23 protein-coding genes and 2 pseudogenes are annotated in these 18,471 nt (G+C 67.7%); 11 read left to right on the forward strand and 14 right to left on the reverse strand.

Going from position 1 to position 18,471, the window contains the following annotated elements; all coding sequences use genetic code 11:
- Window positions 1–91: 91 nt before the first annotated feature.
- Window positions 92–958 (reverse strand): helix-turn-helix transcriptional regulator, encoded by an 867-nt coding sequence (locus ABZ930_RS27170; protein ID WP_361552905.1) that lies wholly within the window; start codon window positions 956–958, stop codon window positions 92–94.
- A 192-nt stretch (window positions 959–1,150) separates the two neighbouring features.
- Here ABZ930_RS27170 and ABZ930_RS27175 point away from each other — a divergent pair, with 192 nt between their 5' ends.
- The gene (locus ABZ930_RS27175) at window positions 1,151–2,140 is read left to right on the forward strand and encodes an SDR family oxidoreductase (RefSeq protein WP_361552908.1); all 990 of its coding nucleotides are present in this window, start codon (window positions 1,151–1,153) and stop codon (window positions 2,138–2,140) included.
- A gap of 149 nt (window positions 2,141–2,289) precedes the next feature.
- Here ABZ930_RS27175 and ABZ930_RS27180 read toward each other — a convergent pair whose 3' ends face one another.
- The 4 genes and pseudogenes from ABZ930_RS27180 to ABZ930_RS27195 all read right to left on the reverse strand — a co-directional run.
- Entirely contained in the window at window positions 2,290–2,877 is a 588-nt protein-coding gene (locus tag ABZ930_RS27180) for a class F sortase (protein ID WP_361552911.1), read from the reverse strand.
- 152 nt (window positions 2,878–3,029) lie between these two features.
- The gene (locus ABZ930_RS27185) at window positions 3,030–3,491 is read right to left on the reverse strand and encodes a hypothetical protein (RefSeq protein ID WP_361552914.1); all 462 of its coding nucleotides are present in this window, start codon (window positions 3,489–3,491) and stop codon (window positions 3,030–3,032) included.
- Window positions 3,492–4,057: 566 nt separating this feature from the next.
- A complete protein-coding gene (locus tag ABZ930_RS27190; RefSeq protein ID WP_361552917.1) occupies window positions 4,058–4,597 on the reverse strand; it encodes a 2'-5' RNA ligase family protein in 540 nt (179 codons plus the stop codon).
- Window positions 4,598–4,727: 130 nt separating this feature from the next.
- Window positions 4,728–4,912, reverse strand: a pseudogene (locus ABZ930_RS27195) (IS5/IS1182 family transposase); the annotation flags it as partial.
- Between the two features lie 192 nt (window positions 4,913–5,104).
- Here ABZ930_RS27195 and ABZ930_RS27200 point away from each other — a divergent pair.
- Both ABZ930_RS27200 and ABZ930_RS27205 read left to right on the forward strand, forming a co-directional pair.
- On the forward strand, window positions 5,105–5,752 hold the full coding sequence (locus ABZ930_RS27200; RefSeq protein WP_361552920.1) for a dihydrofolate reductase family protein: 648 nt from the start codon (window positions 5,105–5,107) through the stop codon (window positions 5,750–5,752).
- An 823-nt stretch (window positions 5,753–6,575) separates the two neighbouring features.
- Window positions 6,576–7,010, forward strand: coding sequence for a hypothetical protein (locus ABZ930_RS27205; RefSeq protein WP_361552923.1), 435 nt, complete (start codon window positions 6,576–6,578; stop codon window positions 7,008–7,010).
- A 4-nt stretch (window positions 7,011–7,014) separates the two neighbouring features.
- Here the strand turns inward: ABZ930_RS27205 and ABZ930_RS27210 are convergent.
- A pseudogene (locus ABZ930_RS27210) lies at window positions 7,015–7,218 on the reverse strand (IS5/IS1182 family transposase); the annotation flags it as partial.
- A gap of 773 nt (window positions 7,219–7,991) precedes the next feature.
- Between ABZ930_RS27210 and ABZ930_RS27215 the strand changes: the two are divergent.
- Complete coding sequence (locus ABZ930_RS27215) at window positions 7,992–8,210, forward strand: hypothetical protein (RefSeq protein ID WP_361552926.1); 219 nt, start codon at window positions 7,992–7,994, stop codon at window positions 8,208–8,210.
- A 303-nt stretch (window positions 8,211–8,513) separates the two neighbouring features.
- On the forward strand, window positions 8,514–8,672 hold the full coding sequence (locus ABZ930_RS27220) for a hypothetical protein (protein WP_361552929.1): 159 nt from the start codon (window positions 8,514–8,516) through the stop codon (window positions 8,670–8,672).
- A gap of 70 nt (window positions 8,673–8,742) precedes the next feature.
- Here ABZ930_RS27220 and ABZ930_RS27225 read toward each other — a convergent pair whose 3' ends face one another.
- Together ABZ930_RS27225 and ABZ930_RS27230 are read right to left on the reverse strand one after the other, a co-directional pair.
- Window positions 8,743–9,273: a hypothetical protein gene (locus tag ABZ930_RS27225; protein ID WP_361552932.1), complete on the reverse strand. Its 531-nt coding sequence runs from the start codon at window positions 9,271–9,273 to the stop codon at window positions 8,743–8,745.
- 576 nt (window positions 9,274–9,849) lie between these two features.
- Window positions 9,850–10,371 carry a GNAT family N-acetyltransferase gene (locus tag ABZ930_RS27230; protein ID WP_361552935.1) on the reverse strand — a complete coding sequence of 174 codons (522 nt, stop codon included), beginning with the start codon at window positions 10,369–10,371 and terminating at the stop codon, window positions 9,850–9,852.
- A gap of 72 nt (window positions 10,372–10,443) precedes the next feature.
- Here ABZ930_RS27230 and ABZ930_RS27235 point away from each other — a divergent pair, with 72 nt between their 5' ends.
- Window positions 10,444–11,064, forward strand: coding sequence for a TetR/AcrR family transcriptional regulator (locus tag ABZ930_RS27235; RefSeq protein WP_361552938.1), 621 nt, complete (start codon window positions 10,444–10,446; stop codon window positions 11,062–11,064).
- Between the two features lie 10 nt (window positions 11,065–11,074).
- Window positions 11,075–11,269 carry a hypothetical protein gene (locus tag ABZ930_RS27240; protein WP_361552941.1) on the forward strand — a complete coding sequence of 65 codons (195 nt, stop codon included), beginning with the start codon at window positions 11,075–11,077 and terminating at the stop codon, window positions 11,267–11,269.
- A 249-nt stretch (window positions 11,270–11,518) separates the two neighbouring features.
- On the opposite strand, the gene ABZ930_RS27245 is transcribed toward ABZ930_RS27240, so the two are convergent.
- Entirely contained in the window at window positions 11,519–12,109 is a 591-nt protein-coding gene (locus ABZ930_RS27245) for a hypothetical protein (RefSeq protein ID WP_361552944.1), read from the reverse strand.
- 180 nt (window positions 12,110–12,289) lie between these two features.
- Window positions 12,290–12,571, reverse strand: a complete 282-nt coding sequence (locus tag ABZ930_RS27250) for a hypothetical protein (RefSeq protein ID WP_361552946.1) — start codon at window positions 12,569–12,571, stop codon at window positions 12,290–12,292.
- Between the two features lie 215 nt (window positions 12,572–12,786).
- Between ABZ930_RS27250 and ABZ930_RS27255 the strand changes: the two genes are divergently transcribed.
- The 4 genes from ABZ930_RS27255 to ABZ930_RS27270 all read left to right on the forward strand — a co-directional run bounded on the left by ABZ930_RS27255 (window position 12,787) and on the right by ABZ930_RS27270 (window position 15,316).
- Window positions 12,787–13,197, forward strand: a complete 411-nt coding sequence (locus ABZ930_RS27255; RefSeq protein ID WP_361552949.1) for a VOC family protein — start codon at window positions 12,787–12,789, stop codon at window positions 13,195–13,197.
- Window positions 13,198–13,656: 459 nt separating this feature from the next.
- Window positions 13,657–14,028 (forward strand): hypothetical protein, encoded by a 372-nt coding sequence (locus ABZ930_RS27260; protein WP_361552952.1) that lies wholly within the window; start codon window positions 13,657–13,659, stop codon window positions 14,026–14,028.
- A 5-nt stretch (window positions 14,029–14,033) separates the two neighbouring features.
- On the forward strand, window positions 14,034–14,399 hold the full coding sequence (locus ABZ930_RS27265; RefSeq protein WP_361553148.1) for a barstar family protein: 366 nt from the start codon (window positions 14,034–14,036) through the stop codon (window positions 14,397–14,399).
- A gap of 95 nt (window positions 14,400–14,494) precedes the next feature.
- Window positions 14,495–15,316, forward strand: a complete 822-nt coding sequence (locus tag ABZ930_RS27270; protein ID WP_361552955.1) for a S1 RNA-binding domain-containing protein — start codon at window positions 14,495–14,497, stop codon at window positions 15,314–15,316.
- A 321-nt stretch (window positions 15,317–15,637) separates the two neighbouring features.
- On the opposite strand, the gene ABZ930_RS27275 is transcribed toward ABZ930_RS27270, so the two are convergent.
- The 4 genes from ABZ930_RS27275 to ABZ930_RS27290 all read right to left on the reverse strand — a co-directional run bounded on the left by ABZ930_RS27275 (window position 15,638) and on the right by ABZ930_RS27290 (window position 18,450).
- Entirely contained in the window at window positions 15,638–15,892 is a 255-nt protein-coding gene (locus ABZ930_RS27275; protein WP_361552958.1) for a DUF6479 family protein, read from the reverse strand.
- Window positions 15,893–16,054: 162 nt separating this feature from the next.
- Complete coding sequence (locus ABZ930_RS27280; protein WP_361552961.1) at window positions 16,055–16,855, reverse strand: HEAT repeat domain-containing protein; 801 nt, start codon at window positions 16,853–16,855, stop codon at window positions 16,055–16,057.
- 158 nt (window positions 16,856–17,013) lie between these two features.
- A complete protein-coding gene (locus ABZ930_RS27285) occupies window positions 17,014–17,550 on the reverse strand; it encodes a dihydrofolate reductase family protein (RefSeq protein ID WP_361552964.1) in 537 nt (178 codons plus the stop codon).
- Window positions 17,551–17,868: 318 nt separating this feature from the next.
- Entirely contained in the window at window positions 17,869–18,450 is a 582-nt protein-coding gene (locus ABZ930_RS27290) for a TetR/AcrR family transcriptional regulator C-terminal domain-containing protein (protein ID WP_361553151.1), read from the reverse strand.
- Window positions 18,451–18,471 lie beyond the last annotated feature (21 nt).

Here is an 18,471-nt window from a genome sequence, read left to right on the forward strand (position 1 = left end):
ACGGGCGTAACAACTCCCATTCCTCATCAGTCAGTTCATAGCGGCGACTCACAAGACCCATCATCCCGCACCACTACTTTGAAGACACGCCCTAGTGCGGAGCGGCTTGTTGCCCGCCGTCTTGCCATCCCGTGCCCACGACCGACAGGAGCCGCAGCTTCTCGTAGCTCTCGCTGCCCGGCACGGCCGTGTACACAAGCAGGAAGTGGGACTGGCCCGGGTCCACCAGCGTCTGACACGTCAGTTCCAGAGCGCCGACTTCGGGGTGGACGAAGCGCTTCACCTGGCGGGGACGGACGCCGACCTCGTGCGCGTCCCACACCCCACGGAACTCCGCGCTTTCGGCGAGCAGCTGGTCGGCGTAGTCGGCGGCGCGTGAACCGGGCCCGCGCAGCGTAACCGCCTCCCGTAGTCCGGAGGCGAACATGCGGGAGAGGAACGCGTGGTCCTCCGGGGCGTAGAGCCGGCGCGACGCGGGATCGGTGAACCAGCGGTAGCCGACGCTGCGGGCCGCGCCGGTGAATCCAGTCGTGTCCCCGGTGAGCGCCACGCCGAGCGGGGTCTGGCGCAGGGTCTCGCCCAGCTCCGTGACAATCTCCGCGGGCGTGTCGTCCAGCCGGTCGAGCACCCGCAACAGGCCGGGGCTGATGTGGTCGGCGAAGGAGCCGCGCGCCGGCGGGTTGTGCCCGGCGAGCCGGAACAGATGGTCGCGCTCGTCGAGGGACAGGTGGAGGCCCTGCGCGATCGAGGCGATCATCTGTTCGGATGGTTGCGGGCCGCGCTGTCGCTCCAGGCGGGCGTAGTAGTCGGTTGACATGTGGCACAGCGCGGCGACCTCCTCACGCCGCAGCCCGCTCGTCCTGCGCCGACTGCCTCGGGGGAGGCCTACGTCCTCGGGCTGCAGCGCTTCCCTGCGCCGCCGGAGGAACCCCGCCATCCCGGCCCGATCGATCACCATGCCGTACCTCCCTGAGTGCAGCCTCCTGTGTACCTCGGCCGCGTCCCGGCAGCCACGGCCCGCCGATCCCCCCTTCCGGGACCGCTGCGGCCATCCGGCGGCACTCCGAGAAGGGGGGATCGGCGGGCCCTGAATACGGGTGCCGTCCGTGCGGGACGGTGAGAGCAGCACCCACACGGCCGGGAGAGAAACATGCCACGCACGCCCATCGACATCACCGTTCCAGATCTGACCGGCAAGCGAGCCGTCGTCACCGGAGCCAGCGACGGCATCGGCCTGGGGATCGCCACCCGGCTGGCGGCCGCGGGGGCTGAAGTGCTGTTGCCCGTGCGCAACCTCCGCAAGGGCGAGGCGGCGATCGGCGCGCTCCGGGCCGCGGTTCCCGACGCGCGGGCGGCTCTGCACACACTCGACCTGGCATCGCTCGACTCGATCGCCACGCTCGGCGAGGCGCTGCGCGGCGAAGGACACCCGATCCATCTCCTCGTCAACAACGCTGGCGTGATGACTCCACCCGACCGGCAGACCACGGCCGACGGGTTCGAGCTCCAGTTCGGGACCAACCACTTGGGGCATGTCGCCCTGGTGGCCAACCTGCTGTCCCTGCTGCGGACGGGCCGGGCCCGGGTGACTTCGCAGATCAGCGTCGCGGCGAACCAGAGGTCCATCAACTGGCAGGACCTCAACTTCGAGCGCTCCTACAACGGGCAGCACGCCTACAGCCAGTCGAAGATCGCACTGGGCCTCTTCGCGCTCGAACTCGACCGGCGCAGCCGGGCCGCCGGCTGGGGCATCACCAGCAATCTGGCCCACCCCGGCGTCGCGCCGACCAGCCTGCTCGCCGCCCGCCCCGAACTGGGCCGCGAACGCGACACCCTCGGCGTGCGGCTGATCCGGGCCCTGTCCGCCCGAGGCATCCTCCTCGGCACCCCCGACACCGCCGGGCTCCCCGCCCTCCTCGCGGCGACGGATCGCGCGGCACGAGGCAGCAGCTTCTACGGACCGAGCGGTCCCGGACATCTGGGCGGACCGCCCGCGGAGCAGAAGCTCTACTCCCGCCTCACCGATGCCGAGGAGGCCCGGCGGGTCTGGGCGGTCTCCGAGGAACTGGCCAAGGTGTCGTTCCCCGAACCGGGAGCCGGGAGCGCGAGCGCGGCGGGGGAGGGGCGCCCGGCTCAATGATCTGCGGACAGCTCCCGGCCGAGCCGCTTGTGGGGGCGGGCGATGGGCGTGTTGAGCCCCACGATCTCGCCTGAACACCTCGCATCCGGAAACCGGAAACAATCCGGCATGCTTCAGCGGTCGCTTTGACCCGCCGACCACGCCTTGGGCTACCGGGTGAGGTGGGCGCTGACGACGACGTTGCCCTTGTACTGCTGGCGGGTGCGGTCGAAGCCGCCGCCGCAGGTGATCAGGCGCAGTTCGGCGCGGCCTGTGTCGGCGTACACCTTGTCGTCGGGAAAGTCAGTGGCGGCATAGACGTCGATCGCGTCGATCGTGAAGCGGGCGGTGGTGCCGTCCTCGCGCGGGATGGTGATGCGCATGCCGGGGTGGAGGGCGCCGAGGTTGTAGAAGGCGGCGGGTCCGGTCGGGATGTCGACGTGTCCGGCGATGATGGCGGTGCCTCGGGTACCGGGGGAGGGGCCGTGCGCCCACCAGCCGGCCAGGTTGGCGTCCGTTTCCGGCGGGGCTGCCAGATGTCCGTCGCTCTGGAGGACGAGGTCGGTGAGCGGGGCGTCGACGCCGATGGCAGGGATGGTGACGCGTAGCGGGCGCGCGGCAGGCAGTGGCGCGGCCGCGGCTTCGTGCTGTGCGGAGGCCTGCTGCGCTGCGGGTGTGGGTTGTGGCGGCCCTTGTTCGGTGGTGGTGAAGGCGAAAGCGACCGAGGCGGTCAGCGCCAGGACCACCCCATTGATCATCCGTCTCACCCGCTGCGCACCAGACGCAGCCGATCCATCAGTGCAGGCAGACACCCGGTCGCACCTCCCGATAACCGTGTGGCCGGCGCCGAGCGCGCGCCGCCCGCGGGGCATGTCCGACCCCGCAGGCGGCGCGTATCGGGCGTCGCCGGTCAGTTCTGGCGGGCGGACCTGGCGCGGCGCACGAGTGCGTAGCCCGCGGCCGCGACGACGGCGATGCTTCCTCCGGCGGCCAGAGCGGACGTGGAGGAATCGCTGCTGGTGGAGCCGCTGCCGGTGTGCATGGAGCCGGAGGGCTTGTGCGTGGACGGGGCGGTGGGGGTGGTGGTGGGGTTCATGACGGTGTCACCACAGATGCGCTGGGCTTCCGAGGCGGCGGAGTCGGCCTTCTGCTTGAGCTGGTTGACGTTGTCCTGCTCGGCCTGGCCCGGATGCCCGCCGGCATCGACCTGCTTCTGGTAGTCGGCGAGTGCGGCCTTGTAGGCGGACTCGGCCTCGGTGGCGGCCGCCGTGACCGGATCGCACTGGGTGTCGGACGCGGTAGCCATCGGCGCAGCGATGAGCAGGGCGGTGCTGGCCAGGACGGTGCCGGTGGCTATCTTCAGCGAACGCATCAGCGCATTCCTCCATCAGGAGCCGGCCGCGGCCACAGGCGTGCCGCTTCGGAGAACCGCTCCTGTGGTCGACTCAACGGTGCCGCCGTGCCACGCGCAGAATCGGTACCGCCCACGGGCACGGCGATGTGTGTGGCCGCCGCCACACTGGTGCAGTTCAGGGGCGTGGCCGTACTGCGCAAGGGTGAACACCAGCTACGTTGCGCCAAACGGACGCCCGCCGAGGCCGATCGGGCCGCTAGATGATCGATTCCCTGGGGTTTGGTGGTCGTATGCGGTCAGGGCTCGCTCGACAGGTTGGTGGGTACGGCCACACCTGGTGTACCTCCCCTACATCACCGCCCGATCTGCTCGCCCGGGTGGTCCAGCAAGGTCAGCAGAGCGGTCTCCCTGGTGGTGTTTAGGCCGGGGGCCGAGACGATTCCGAACGGTGCGCCGCTGTGAGGGTGCCGTCGTCCGTCCCTTCGACGGTGGTCGGCAGTCGTGAGGTGGCTGACCCTGCGGGATGCGCGGCGGCGGTAGAGGATGCGCTCCACCCGGCGTGTGGTCTCGACACGAACGATCCCTCAGGGAGCCAGCGGCTCGGCCGTTCGCGGCACGCTGTCGTATGTACGTGCCCGCGTCCACATCCCAGCCCTGGGCGGATCCGGCAGGGTGGGAAAGCTCGTGGAGCCAAGGGCCGGCCAGGCTCCGGGGCGGCGACTCCGCCCGAGCGTCAGGTGTGGCCGCCAGTCCTCCGGCCGTTGCACGTCATCGCGCACGCACTCGGTGCCGAGCGCACCCTCGGCCAGCTCCCGCAGCCTTACGCGCAGTTCCATGAGCGCCGGATCGGCCGCGACGAGCCAAGCCAGGGTGCTGGTCCTGCCCGGGAACACATGCGGGCCCGTGATCCGCAGGGGCAACGGCAGCGCCGCCGACAGCGCGTCGCGCAGCGCGAGCCGCAGCTCCGGTGGCATCGTCGGCAGCGTGAAGAGGGTGATGTGGGGACGGTTCGTCGGGTGTGTGTGGCCTGCCTGACTCGGCATCCCGGCCGCGGCCAACGCCGCCCAGGCCTCGCGCACCAACTCGTCCGCCTCGTCATCGGGCAGCAGCTCGACCGTGTGCATGAGCTCAGGCTAAAGGGTCTGCCGTCAGGAAACGGTAGCCAGAGGTGCCCGCGGAGCAGTGAAGCCAGTCGTCCCACGATGCGGTGCGGTGCAACGCGGCAGGCCTTGTTCGGGCGCCGTGGGCTGGAGTCGGGCTGCGCCAGCAGTTCGTGCTCGTCTTGGTGGTGCGGCGGGCCGCCGGATCGGTCATCGCCAGGTGGACCATGGCTTCGGATCGAGCGGGCAGAGTTTCGTGGTCGCGCACCAGACGGGCGGCGGTGGAGGACCAGCCAGGACCAGCCAGCCGTAGGTCCGCTCGACGGTCCTTCGTTTCGGGGGACGGCGTGAACCTCCCGGCCACGTAGGCACGTTGGACGATTTCGAGGGAGCCACAGCGCCGATGCGGCCGCTTCCCGACGCGCCGGAAAAAGAACTGCGGGCTGCTGTCGATCCGGCCACGCCCCGTTCGACGTCATGATGTGCGGCACCTCGCCACACGATGACGCGACAGGACCTGACGAGGAACAAATGGATCAACTGCTGAGAGTCATGAACTTCACCGTCTCGAGCGACGGAATCGGCGCCGGTGAGGACCAGAGCCTTGAGAGTCCGTTCGGCCACGACATCGATCCGGCGGAGCTGTTCGCCTGGGCCGGCGCCACGGCGAGCTGGCCCATGCGCACGGATGCCGGTGGGAGCCGGGGCCTCGACGACTACTTCACGCGAGACTTCGCACGCAACATCGGTGCCGAGATCATGGGCCGCAACAAGTTCGGGCCCCAGCGCGGGCCCTGGCAGGACCACGAGTGGCGCGGCTGGTGGGGGGAGGAACCTCCCTTCCACACACCGGTGTTCGTCCTGACCCACCACACACGTCCGTCGATCGCCCTCTCCGACACCACGTTCCACTTCGTCGACAGCGACCCGGCCATGGTCCTCGAACGGGCCCGGCAAGCGGCACACGGCAAAGACGTCCGACTCGGCGGCGGGGTCACCACCATCCGGCAGTTCCTCGATGCCGACCTCGTCGACACCATGCATGTGGCGGTCGCCCCGGTAGAGCTCGGGTCCGGACTACGGCTCTGGGAGTCCGCCGACGAACTGCTCGACCGCTTCCACCTGGAGATCGTGCCCAGCCCGAGCGGTATGAAGCACCACTTGTTCTGGCGTAGGTGATCCGAGACCCACTCAGCTTCAGACCGCGACTGAGAGAGGGGCGTCCAGCCCGGCGGATGCTCCTCTCGCCGCAGATGCGGGCGTCCTTCTTGCACTCGGTAGCCAGCCTGTCGGGGCGTGGGCCCCCGCAGAACGCGGCAGTTGATGATTCGGAGCGTGAGTCACGACATCACCGCGTGCCTTTCCACCCAGACTGCCGCGCGCCGTCGCCCACTCGTTGTAGTTGGGTTCCGGCAAGGTGCGGCGCTCGAATTCCTCATCGATACACGTGATCAACCGCCCCAAGTCCCCTTTTTGCTCCGGGCGGAAGGTGCAACATCGCCAGCTCCAGGTCATCACGGGCATCACCCACCCCGGGCGAGTCGAACGCGTCGGCGTTCAGGTAGCGGCCGGGCTCCTTGAAAACCCACGCGAAACACGAGAGTGCCTTGGCGACGGCGTTGGGCCACATCTCCTGGTCCTCGACCCGGCGGATCGCTGCACGAGTCCGCGCGGAGACACCGGGAACCTTCAGAACCGGATACTGCCATCGTGGCCGCCACCGCTCTGCACGGACAGCCTTGGGGCGCCTACGCGGCATCGCCCTTTCGGATCAACATGAGGCCATCCTGCCAGCGGAGGGCGCCTGCGTGCACTGGCTCAATGCCCGGCCGCATCAGGGGTTTCTACTTTTCGGTTCTCGCGCAGCTCCAGTGGAACATCACGACGTGCCACTGGAGAAGGCTCACCTCGCGGAGCAGCGCGAAGGCGGCGCGGCCGCAGAGATGCCGACCAGGACTTGTCCGGCCGATCATGGCTGTAGGCAGTCGTGCACGATGCCCGGGTGAGCATCATCGTGAAGTTCTTCGTGGCGCCGGACGACACGTCAGCGAGCCTGGCTCTTCGGACCGGTCCGGGACGGGCATTCGAGTCGCTCTCCTTCGGCAATTTCGACCCCGAAGAAGCCGTGCTTGAGTGGGAATGCCTCCTGGCTGGTGGCAGATTCGAGGAACTCGTCGAAGCCGGGGAGCCTCGCATCGTCGCCGGCCGGGACAACGACGGGTGCGTCGTCTTCGCGCTCTCGCCTCGCCTGTCCACGGCGCTCGCGGACGCCGGGCACGCCAGATTGCGCGACGTCGCCGCCTCGTGGAGTCGGCTGCGTTCGGAGGACGGCGAGGCCATCGACACCGAGATCGCCGAGGCGATCGTGGGTGATCTCGCTGCTCTCGTCAGCAGCGCCCGGCGCCAGAGCCAAGGCGTCTACTGCTGGGTCGCATAGCAGTTCAGGTTCGAAGCCAGATGGCGACGGCCGCGGCGGTGGCGGTGCCGAGGAGGACGTAGCCGCGCTTGTCGTAGCGAGTGGCGACGGCCCGGGACTGCGTCAGGCGATTGATCGCCCGCTCGACGGTGTTGCGCTTCGTGTAGCGGTCTTCGTCGAAGCCGGGCGGCCGTCCACCGCGGGCGCCTTTGCGCAGGCGGGCGGCCTGGCCCTCGGTCTTCTAGCAGGTCTGCCTGCCGCGGGACGTCCAGAGCCAGCATCCGAAGCTGCTCGATGCTTTCGCCCGCCGTGCCGAGACCGTGGAAGATCTCCAGCACGCTCTGCCGGGCGGGGTCAGAGCCGTCGTCCTTCAGTACGCATCGAAGTTCGCGGGCAGGCACGCTGCGCCCGCGACGATGTGCGGGTAACTCATGAGGACGATCTGAGCGTTCTGTATCGCATTACTGATCTCCTCGATGACAAGTCCGGTGTCATCGACGCCAGTATCTATATTGCCCGGGTAGTCGTCCTGGCCACTGACTGCCGGAAGGTAGCAAGCGTTGACGGCTTTGGTGAAGTGCGCTGTCCCGTTGCCGCCGATGGTCCGCGATTGAAGCGAAGTGCTTCTTCTACCTCGTCTCGAGGGGCGCCAGGGCGCCGCATTCGACGACAGACGTCGAGTGCCCCTGTGTCATCGTCTTTCGGGCCCCAAGAGTGATGGGACGTGGGATCATCCGGCCCATGGGGAGACATTTATCGGGACGGTCCGTCTGCATAGCATTCCTGGCCGCCGTCTGTGTTGTGCTGGCATGCGGGTGTCAGGCGAGTTCGCCTCCTGCGGCGGCGGACGATTCGCAGCGCATCACCGTCCGGACTGCCGTAGAACAGTTTCAGGAAGCGTTCGACGGCTACACCGTGGAGGGCTGTCCCTCGTCCATGCCGGACACGTGCTGGGAGCAGATGCGGGACCTTATTCGACCGGCCCGTCAGTTGCGCAGGGCTATGCAGTCAGACACCTCGGTGCCGTCCGGCCGGTGGGACGACGCGTACGCGCTCATCGGCAAGATGGAAGCCGGGTTCGCTGAGGGAAGAGATCGCGGTGATCTCGAATACGGTAACGGCGATGATCCGGAAATGGACCTGCCATCCTCCAACCGGCCGGCCGTCTTCGGGTCCGCGCGCGAGCTCTCGATCTGGCTCCAAGAACACCCCGCTCCCTGAGCGGGCGCTGCCCAACTCTGCCGATGCCGTCGGTACAGCATCGAAGTACGGCAGCTACAGCAACCTCCGCCCCCATGAGGCCCTCGTACGGCCTGTTTACCCTTCACTGGTCACCCCAAGTGGGAATCGACGAAGAGGTGCACCCGGCGCGGCCGACAGGAAACTGGCGGTAGTTCCGAGCGATGCTTCTGCACAGCTCGTACGGGTATGTCGACGCGCTGGTCTACGTAGTCGGCTCGTTCAGACTGTGTGGAACGCCTGGGAGGCTGTCGCCGTGGACCCGTACGGGGACTGGACGGGCTGATGGACGAGCAGGAGTCTGCCGTGGCTCTCGGCGAGATCCTTGATCTGAGGGAGTGGTGCACCAATGTGCGCCAGATCGCCGCGTTGGGCGACCTCGTAACGTTGCTGGGCCAGTGCGCCGGCACTCCGGGCAGCCATCTGTGGTTCCAGGGCGACTGAAGCCCATGCGCCCCATTTCTTCGGGGCTGCTGCCGTCAACGTCGTGACTCTTTGTGCCCTCCGTGCAAGGTCATGTCTCCTGAGCCGGTTCGTCACTGGCCGTCTGCGGGTCCGTTTCATTCCAGGCGTAGACCCGGGTCGGGTCGAGGTGGAGCTCGTTCGGCCCCAAGCAGTCGGCCGCCCAGGTGGCCAGTCGGGAGCCACATGAGCAGGCCAGGTTGGGACCGTGCGCGCCAGTGGGGCCGCAGCACCCGAGCCAGTTGTTCCCCAGCGTGAAGGGTTCGAGGCGCGGCACGACATCGTCCGGGTGGACGACGAAGCTGTCCCGCCATCCGGCTGAGACTGTGGGGATGCCGGTCTCCATTCGCAGGAGCTCACGCCCAGTGCTGCGGAGGAAGCGACGGGGCTCATCGGCGACGACGAACGGCGCGCCCCACGGCTCGGGGTCGGTGGCGTAGTGACCGCAGGGGACGGTGGACCGGGCCTGGCCGCTCTTCTTGTCCCTGCCGTCGTCCGGGTCATCCACATCCGGAACGACCGGGAGCGCCGCAAGGTCTCCGGTGAGCGCGGTCCCGCACTTGGCGCAGTAGAAGACGGTCATACGGTGGGTTCTACCGCCTGTCACACGAGAACGTCCAAGAATATTTGGGCAGGAGAGTGGCCCCAGTCAGATGGCTGGTCGAAGCTGAACCAGCGGAACGGGCGATGGTCAGTCCGCAACAGCACCCCCAGGGCTGTTGTCGGTGTCCGACCCGTTGAGCCAAGTGTCTGCCGCTCCCACCACCTGGGTGTCGCGGTCGACGAGCGGTCGTGCGGAATGCCGGGTGGCGAAGACCCGCTGCCCGGTGCCGTCTACAGCCCGCATGTGCAACGGCTTGTAGGCCTCCTCGCCGAGTGTCGTACTCCTCTGGCAAGAGCACCTATGGCGATCCCGTCTGGAGCATCCAGACCATCCCATCGATCAATTCGCGATGATCCTGCCAGCAGGCAGCTCGTCTGGGCTGGGCACCCTGTCAAGCAACAACGCTGGCATCTTCCTATGGTCGGGGCTCTCGACCCTCCAGCTCGAGCATCTGCTCTTGCCGTCACATCCCCATTGGCACCCTCCGCCGCCTGGGGTGGTCCGGACGGGCCAGAGCCTCATCAAACCGTCCAACGATGCGGGGCGTTGCTGTGTTCATGATGGGCTGTCGTGCAGGTTGAGGATCCAGGTCTGGCCGGTGAGCTCCTGGCCGAATCCCTGGTGAGGTCCTTCGTCGGCAAGGGCGAACCCGAAGTGTTCGTAGATCCTGCGGGCGGATACCAGGTTGTCGGTGGTCCACAGGGACACGGATCGGTAGCCGGCGTCGCGGGCGAACGTGAGGGATTGCTCGACAAGGCGGGTACCCAGGCCGAGACCTCGGGCCGCCGAGGTGACGAGCAGGACGCGCAGTTTGGCCACGCCCGGCTGATCGTCGGCCACGAGCATGACGCAGCCCGCGCGTTCGCCGTCGACCTCGGCGATCCAGGCCGCCTCCGTGGTGGGGGAGTGCTTCACGGCGTAGTCCCCGACGATCTTGGCCACCAGTGCCTCGAAGTCGCTGTTGAAGCCGAACTGCTGGTGGTACAGCTCGCCATGGGCCATCACCACCCAGCCCAGGTCGCCGGGGCGGTCGGCGCGGCGGATGACAGCCTGCCGCTGGGGCGCTTCCTTCGGCACTGTGTACTCTCCGGAGCTATCAGTTACTTCACGTTACTGACACGGGTGTGTCAGTTGGTCTAGGCTAGATCCATGGCCCCGACCACCGCAAACCCGTCCGCACGCCAGACCCAGCTGCTCGAATCCGCCTACGCGTACGCGCTCGCCCACGGCCTCACCGATCTGTCGCTGCGCCCGCTGGCCGAAGCCATTGGCTCCAGTACACGTGTGCTGATGTTCCTCTTCGGAAACAAGGACGGCCTCCTGCGAGCACTGCTGGAGCGGGCCCGCACCGATGAACTGGCGCTGCTGGAGCACCTCCGCCAGAGCGACCGGCCCGCCGGCCTGGCATCGGCAACCGAGCAGGTGTGGACGTGGCTCGCCGCCGGCGAGCACCGCCCCCTGCTACGACTCTGGGCCGAGGCCTACACTCGCTCCCTAGTCGAGCCCGATGGTCCTTGGGCCGGTTTCGCCAGGTCTACCGTGGACGACTGGCTCGAGACCCTGGCCGTGTGCCAGCCACCATCGGAGCGGGACAGCGAAGAGGGAGCCTCCCGCCGCACCTTGGCGCTGGCGGTACTGCGCGGGGCGCTTCTCGATCTTCTCGCCACCGACGAGGAGAAGAGGGTGACCGCAGCTGTCCGCCTGCAGCTGGCACTCCTGCGCAGCGGGTGCCTGTCCCGAGCAGGGGCGGTTCGGTTCTCGCACGGTTGAGGTCGCGGTTGTGGACGAGCCCGGTACGGCAGACACAGGCAAGACCAATGCCGGTTGGCGTCGCATGGCGGTGGACGACGGCTCGTTCGGCAAGGAACGCGAGTTCTTGCTCGCGGTCGACTCCGCGCTCTCTGAGGACTCGACGAGTGGCATGTTCGTGCGGAGCGAGGTGGCCCAGTTCCGGAGCCTGATGGGAGGGAGCTGACGGAGCGGTTCGTGCCAGAGTCCACGGTCGTCTCGCTTGACGGGCAAGCGTTACTGAAGGCCACGATCTGGGGCAACGGCGTCGTCACCACGATCGCCATTCAGCCGTGAAGCGGGTGAACCCGATGGGGCACAGGTGATCGTCTGGCGAGATCGACACTCACAGCCGGGCGATGACCGCCTGAGGCGCGGCAGCGTCGACGCCCGATGGCATCGCGGACCTGCCGGCGGCGGGCGGCCCGCTTCAGGGCTACTGCTCGTGGACGGGCGCTCCGTCCGAGCCGCGGACCTTGATGCGCAGGTCGAACTCGTCGCGCAGTGTCGCCGCCTGAGCGGGAGTGGCCAGTAGGTAGTAGTCGTCGGCGCAGGCGTCGTCGCCGGGGACGCAGTGGAAGACCCGCGGGTCGTCGCCGCCCGGCACGAGGTCCGAGATGCCCTCCTCGATGGCGCCCAGGTCGAGGTAGTCGTCGGAGTCCTGCTCGATCCACCAGGATTTGACCTCGCCGTTGACCTTGAAGTCGAGAGCCCGCGGTGAGCCGATCTCGCCGACCAGATCGACGTCCGTGATGGCGATCGCGCCGCCGATCATCCGCTCCGCGTCCTCGAAGATCCCGGCGTATGCGTGCTCGGCGAAGTCGACGTCCTCGCCGTGGGCTTGCAGGGCCACGGCGCAGACCTCGAGCACCCCGGTCAGCTCCTCGGCGCGTCGGCTCGGGTGGGGTTCGCCCCAGTCGGCGATGTAGAGAACCGACTCGTCCGCTTTTTGGCGGGTGATCATGCCGAGCTCGTGCAGCCGGACGGCCAGGCGTTGATAGGTGTTCATCCCCGTGCTCTCGACCATGCGGGAGATTCTGACACGCCGTCATGACAGCGCAGTCAGATTCCACAAGGTGAGCACGAGGCCACGTCGGATCGGATGACAGGCAACAGCAGTGACATCCCCGCTGGGCGCGTGCGAGTCGATGAGACGTTCAAAGGACAGGTTGAGCAAGGGCTACGCCACGGCCGGAACAGGGGCATGCTACGAACTGGATCCGTCAATTGCGCGTTCCGTAGCAGCTGCCGATTCGGCGAGTGCGCGGACGACGAGCAGGGCTGTCGCCTCATCACGAATCCCAGACACAGCCCCCTGCTCCGTGATCATTTGTGCCGCTGCATACGCTGTGGTTTGTGCCAGGGAGTACTCGCCCAGGACCAGATCTCGGCCGATGGTCTCGATGACAGCGTCGAGGGCGGGGACGATGTCGTACAGGTTCTCGCCGTCTGCCCACACGGCTTCCCGGGCTGTCGGATTCTCCGTCATGAGATAGATCTTCCCAAAGCTCGCGGGACGACTGGCGACGGATCCACAGTCGCGCTACGCCGAGCGCTTGATGCGGTTCCTCTTTCAAGCCGTCGGCCGTGCCCGGGGCAAGGAGATCCACACCCATCGACGATCTGTGGCAGTCACACGAGCGCACCGCGCTCCTCGCCTCCAGGAACTGTTCCGAAGCCGGGGACCTGTGCCAAGATCGCGGGATGCTGCGACTCACCGATTTCATCATCGACTGCCCGGACACGATGAAGCTGGCCGCTTTCTACGCTGAGGTGACGGGCCGTCCGGTCAAGAAGGGTAGCTCCGAGGACTGGGCCGGCATCAAGTTCGGTGAGATCGAACTGGCATTCATCAGGGTGGACGACTACCGCGCTCCGCAGTGGCCCGACGGCGAGCACCCCAAGCAGTTCCACCTCGACTTCGAAGTGGACGAGATCGAGTCCGAGGAGCGTCGCGTCCTCGACCTAGGCGCGACCCTCCGGCAGGACTTCATCGGCCCCAACGGCTTCGGCTGGCGGGTCTACACCGACCCGGTCGGCCACCCCTTCTGCCTCTGCCGCAACAAGGGCGTCACCTGGACCGACCAGGGCCCGATCTGGCCCCAGCACGACTAAGCTCCTGCACCTGCACCCGCGTCGGTCTTTGCCTCATCCAGGCCGAGCACCCCGGCCAAGTCGCCACGCGATAGACGCGTCCAGGCGATCCCACCTTTTGACGCCACCCCTGCGGCGACGACCGCAGGAAAGCTCCGCGGCGTCCGCAATGGGCGCCTGAATTCGCCTTCACTGCTCGGCGGGCACCTGGCTCACCACGAGGACTTCTCATTCGGTTCGCTTGGTGGCGGTGCGATCTCAGGGCCTGGTGAACCCGTATGTATTGCTGCCTGCGACCATGCGCTGGTGGAAGCCCTCGTCACGCGATACCCGGACGACGACCGCAGTGTCGTACGGTCGTCACCGCCGGTCGTCTAGGAGGCGTCGGGGTCGCTGGTGTACCTGCTCTGGGTTCACGGCCCGGCGGGAGGAGCGTGATCATGGGGATGAGTACGACCGGATCGTAGAACAGGGAATCCCATGACTCTGCAGGAAGGCCAGCGGGTCAAGCTGGCCGCCGATCTCCGCCTGACCGACCCGATCGAGGTGTCCGGGGCGGTCATCGGCTTCCTCTCTCTCGCCGCCGACACCGTGGGGACCGTGGAAGAAGTCGTCGAGCACGTCCGTGAGGAGGCAGACGTCCGCGAGTACGAGCGGCTCAAGGAACTGCTCGACTCCTACGGTGACGGCATGCCCCCGGAAAGCAAGAAGCAGTTGCAGCAGAAGGTCGGCGCACTGCAACCGGCGTGGGACGCGTTCAAGGAACAGGGGCCGGTGGTGACGGTGCGGGTCCGCTTCGACAACGGGTTCATCCTGGGCGCGTCACCGCAGGACCTCTACGTTCCCTTGTGAGAGCGGTGGAGAGGGGGCGCGACCTCGCTGAAAGGTCCCACCGATACTGGGCCCGGAACTGTGTCAGGCCGCTGGCAGATGTCCCGTTCTGCCTCGGCGGCCCTGGAGGCAGCGACGGACGCGGCCAGCTGGACTTCCCGCAGTTCTACGGCAGGAACTGGGATGCATTCTGGGACGCAGTTGCCGGACTGGTCAGCATCCCAGATCGTGTGCTCTTCCTTGGCTGGGCTCAGCTCGCGGCCAGCGCTCCCTGCGGGGCCGCCATGCTCCGCAGGGCGCTCGACGACTATAAAGCCGCATACCACCAGGCGGATCAGGGGTTCCAGTTCGACCTCCAGCCACGACGGAGTGTCACTCGGCACGAAAGCTGAGGCCAGAACCGTTCTCGTGAATGGAGCCAGTCCATTGCTCCTCGGGCAGATTCCTCCCGGAACGGGCGCGGTCGGCGCCGACTAGGCTCGCCTCCATGCCCGAGCCAGCCCCTGACCCTCGCATGCGGTCTCTGATCAACCAGCTCCGGCCGGGGGCCGTGAGAACGGTGAAGGTCATCGGGTTCGACGGAGCGGATGTCCTGGTGCGGGTTGAGGATGCGGAAGGGGAGGAAGTCGAGATCGGTCGGATTCCTCGGCAGGAGGCGTCGATGCGTCGGACGGAGCATCCGTCCGAGCTGTTCGAGGTGGGTCAGGAGTTCGACGCCGAGGAGATCGGGCGTTGGCACGGGGGGCAGCTTCATCTCTCCGCCAGGGCGTGCGAGATTCCGGCCTTGCGTTCCTTCCTCCTCGCGCTCGAACGAGGGCAGGTCGTCGCCGGGACGGTCTCCGCGGTTCACAACTTCGGGGTTTTCGTTCACGTCGATGGTGAACCGGAGGGTCTGTGCACCGGATTCATCCGGGTGCCGGACCTGACGTGGGGCTGGATCGACCATCCCTCCGAGGCGGTCGAAGTCGGCCAGCGGATCACCGCTGAGGTGATCATTGCCGAGACACGCTCAGGTCAGGTCATTCTCTCGTTGAAGGTTCTGCAGGAAGATCCGCTCATTCATTTTGCGGATCAGGTCGGCCGAATCGTCACCGGGCCGATCGTCAGGATCGTTCCCTTTGGTGTGTTCGTGCAGCTCGCCCCCAAGGTTGTGGGACTCCTCCACGTTTCTGAACTGACCGACGAGCCGGCCGAGACTCCGGATCAGCTTGTAGATGAGGGTCAGCAGGTCGCGGTAAAGGTCGCAGAGGTCGACCTTCAGCGCCACCGGGTGCGGCTGAGCGCCGCTGATGGAGCGGACAGAACCTAGCCGATGGGCTTTCTGGTGCCCGATTCGATCGTCTCGATGAGGGCGTCTGGGTACATCGACTGGCTGCAAAAGGCGGAGCTCATGGCATCCCGACCAGCAACGAAGCACTTACTTTGGCCACTGCGCCAACAACTGACGTCGGCCACTGCGCCAACAAAAGAATGCGAGCCGGGGAGTGAGGGCGAGCACCCGCTGCTCTTGCGACAGGACAAGGGCTGCCCGCCCCCACGATCGCAGGCCCCCACTGGCATGCCATCGGCTAACCAGTGCCCATAGCCAACACCTGCACACCCCGCCCGTCACTTCGGATGCGTCTCAAGATCAGCGGTGGGGGTGGCCCTGTTCAGGGTCGTCGTCTGGCGTCTGCCAGCCCGTGCCGCGCTGCGCCTTGTCTTGCACGTGGCCGGGGGCGCTCCCGGAGAGGGGAGTGGTCGGAGGCGGACGGCGGGCGGCGCGGCGGCGGCCGGTGAAGAACATGGCGATCAGGCCCAGAACGACGACGATGCCCACGATGATGAGGAGCAGTGCGGGCCCCTTTGAGGCGGCCAGGACGACTGCAAGGCTGTGAGTCTGCATGTGGATCAAGTACCCCGACTCGTCGTTCCCTCACGGAGCGAAGCCGGGCAGACGATCCCTGGTTCGAAGTCTTCCGCGAGCGGGCGAAGCGGTTGTGGGGCATCGCGAGACCGGTGGTTGTCCCCGCCCAGCCCTGGATGATCTGTTTCAAGGGGGCGGTGGTCAGCGCGGATCGCGGGCTGCTTCGACTGCCTCCCGGACGTGTGGGTGCGGGTCGTCGGCGAGTCGGTCGAGCAGTTCGGCGACCCCGGGGGTGGACCAACCGGCGACCGCCCACACCAGGCTCTCCCGCACCTCGGGGTCGGGGTGGGTGACGAGGCGGCTCAACTGGGCGAGCGGGCCGCGCGGACGCATTCCGAACCAGTGCAGTGCCTCCCGCAGCGCGGCCGGGTCCCCAGGGTCACCGGCTGCGACGCGGGCAAGCAGCACCTTGACGGGTGGCGGCGGTCCGTCCAGCGGATGCGGCAGCCGCTCGCGCAGGCGCCGCGCCCCGTATCCGCCACGCACGCGGCACCCGAAACAAGTGCAGGGGCGCGCACCGTGTGCGTCCGGCAGGTACCGCCAGCCCGCCACCTGCGGCGCGGTGCGGACCCGGTGCACTTCTCGCGGCCGGATCGCCCGGGGGACGAACACCTCCCACCCGCGAGGATCCGCCAGGCCCGAGACGCGCCGCACTGCCTCTGACGCAGAAACGGTGGCCTGGGCATCCCGCGCCCGGTCGGAATAGCGTCCGACCAGCACGTCCTGGGCGTCGTCCAGTCGTACGTGGACTGCCACGAGCCCGCCCCGGCTGCCGAAACGGGCCAGCTCGCGAAGCCATTGGTGGGTGAGGGTGTACGACGGCAGGACCGGGAAGCAGTAGACCCCCCGAGCGCTGCCCTGTCCGTGGCTGGCCGCCCGGATCCCGGACCGCCGGATGCGCGGCGCGTTCGCCGCTGAGGTCACGTGCACGAACATCGCCATGACACGGGATATTAGGTGACCGGTTCCCTGGCCTCTGCTGCGCGTACGGGGCGAGGACGTCCAACGTCGGTGTGCGAAGACACAGTTGGACACCCTCGCCAACGCACACCACGTGCAGACGGACGATCTGCTGAAGGCGTTGCCGCTGGGCGCGCGTCCTACTTGCGGACGCTGAAGCGCAGCATGGTGACCCCGCCCGACTGGATGTTGCCGGTCGGCTGCAGGTCGATCCGGTCGAGGCCCGGCGGTGCGAAGCGGACACCGTCGCCGAGCAGCACCGGCAGCACGTACACCAGGATCTCGTCGACGAGGCCGCGCCGCAGGCACTGGGCGGCTACATCGGCGCCCAGGATCTCCAGGCTCTTGCCGCCGGCGGCACGGCGTGCCGTGGCCACGGCTTCCTCGATGCCGCAGGTGAGGAAGGTGACGTCGGGGTCCGGCTCGTCGGGCGGGCGGTGGGTGAGGACGAACCGCGTCCCGCCGTCGTAGTCGGGGTTCTCGCCGGACATCCGCTTGCCGACCTCGTACGTGCCCCGGCCGATGAGCATGGCGCCCGTGGCCGCCATGACCTCCGGGAACGTCGCCGACGTCATGTGTTCGAAGATCCAGTCCATCGTGTGACCGGGACCGGCGATGAACCCGTCGAGGGACATCACCCTGTTCACGACCACTTTGCCGGTGTTCGCATCCGTCACGCGTCTTCTCCAAGCAGGTGGAGGGCCGGAATCGCATCATAGGTCGGGGAGCGACGTCCTCTCCGGCGGTAGCCAGGACCTGGATCTGTCCAAGGGCGCCACCGCGGTGTTCATCGACGTACTGATGCTCGCCGTGTCCGATTTCGTCTCCGAGGACTGGGACTTCCGCGTCGCGGCGCTGCTCGTTCTGCGGGACCAGAACGTCAGGGCGCGGCGCCGTCGGATTCGACCTGGCGGAGGTCGACGGGGGTACGAGGGAACGGGAACGCGGCCGGGACAGGGAGTTCGTGCTGCGTGCCACAGCACTCGCGGCCCGGGTCAGGCCGACGGCGAAGGTGTGGAGGCCGCGGTGCGCTGGTCGAGACCGTCGAGGATGAGTGCGAGGCCCGACTCGAACGCCTCCTCGTGATCAAGTACGGGGATGTCGTCCGGCAAGTCCTCGCCGTCCGGCAAGTCCGCGTCCGCCTGTTCCTCCAGCACGCAGCCGACGGTGAAGCGGCCGGCGGCCAGCATCGCCATCTGCGCGTCCCGCTCGGGCACGCCGGAAGTGACCAGGAAGGCCATCTTGCTCCGGATCCGGTCGAGGTCGCCGGACGGCGTGCTTCCTGCGTGCAGCCGGGCGCCGTCGCGGCGCATCAGCAGCGTGCGCCGGAAGCTGCGGGAGTTCTCCAGGAACCAGGCGCGCCAGTTGTCCTCGGGGGACGGGAGGGGCGCGGTGATGTGAGGCGCCATGGCGGCCTCGGCCATGGCCGCCAGGAGGTCCTTCTTGGTCCGGAAGTGGTAGTAGAGCGACGGCTGCTCGACCCCGAGCCGCTTTGCCAGCCGCCTCGTGCTGACGGTGTCCAGGCCCACCTCGTCGAGCAGATTCAGCGCCTCAGCGACGACGGTCTCACGGTTCATCTTGGTCACGTTGACATTCTA

Origin of the sequence: Streptomyces sp. NPDC046716 (assembly GCF_040645755.1) — a bacterium.
Lineage (GTDB): Bacteria > Actinomycetota > Actinomycetes > Streptomycetales > Streptomycetaceae > Streptomyces.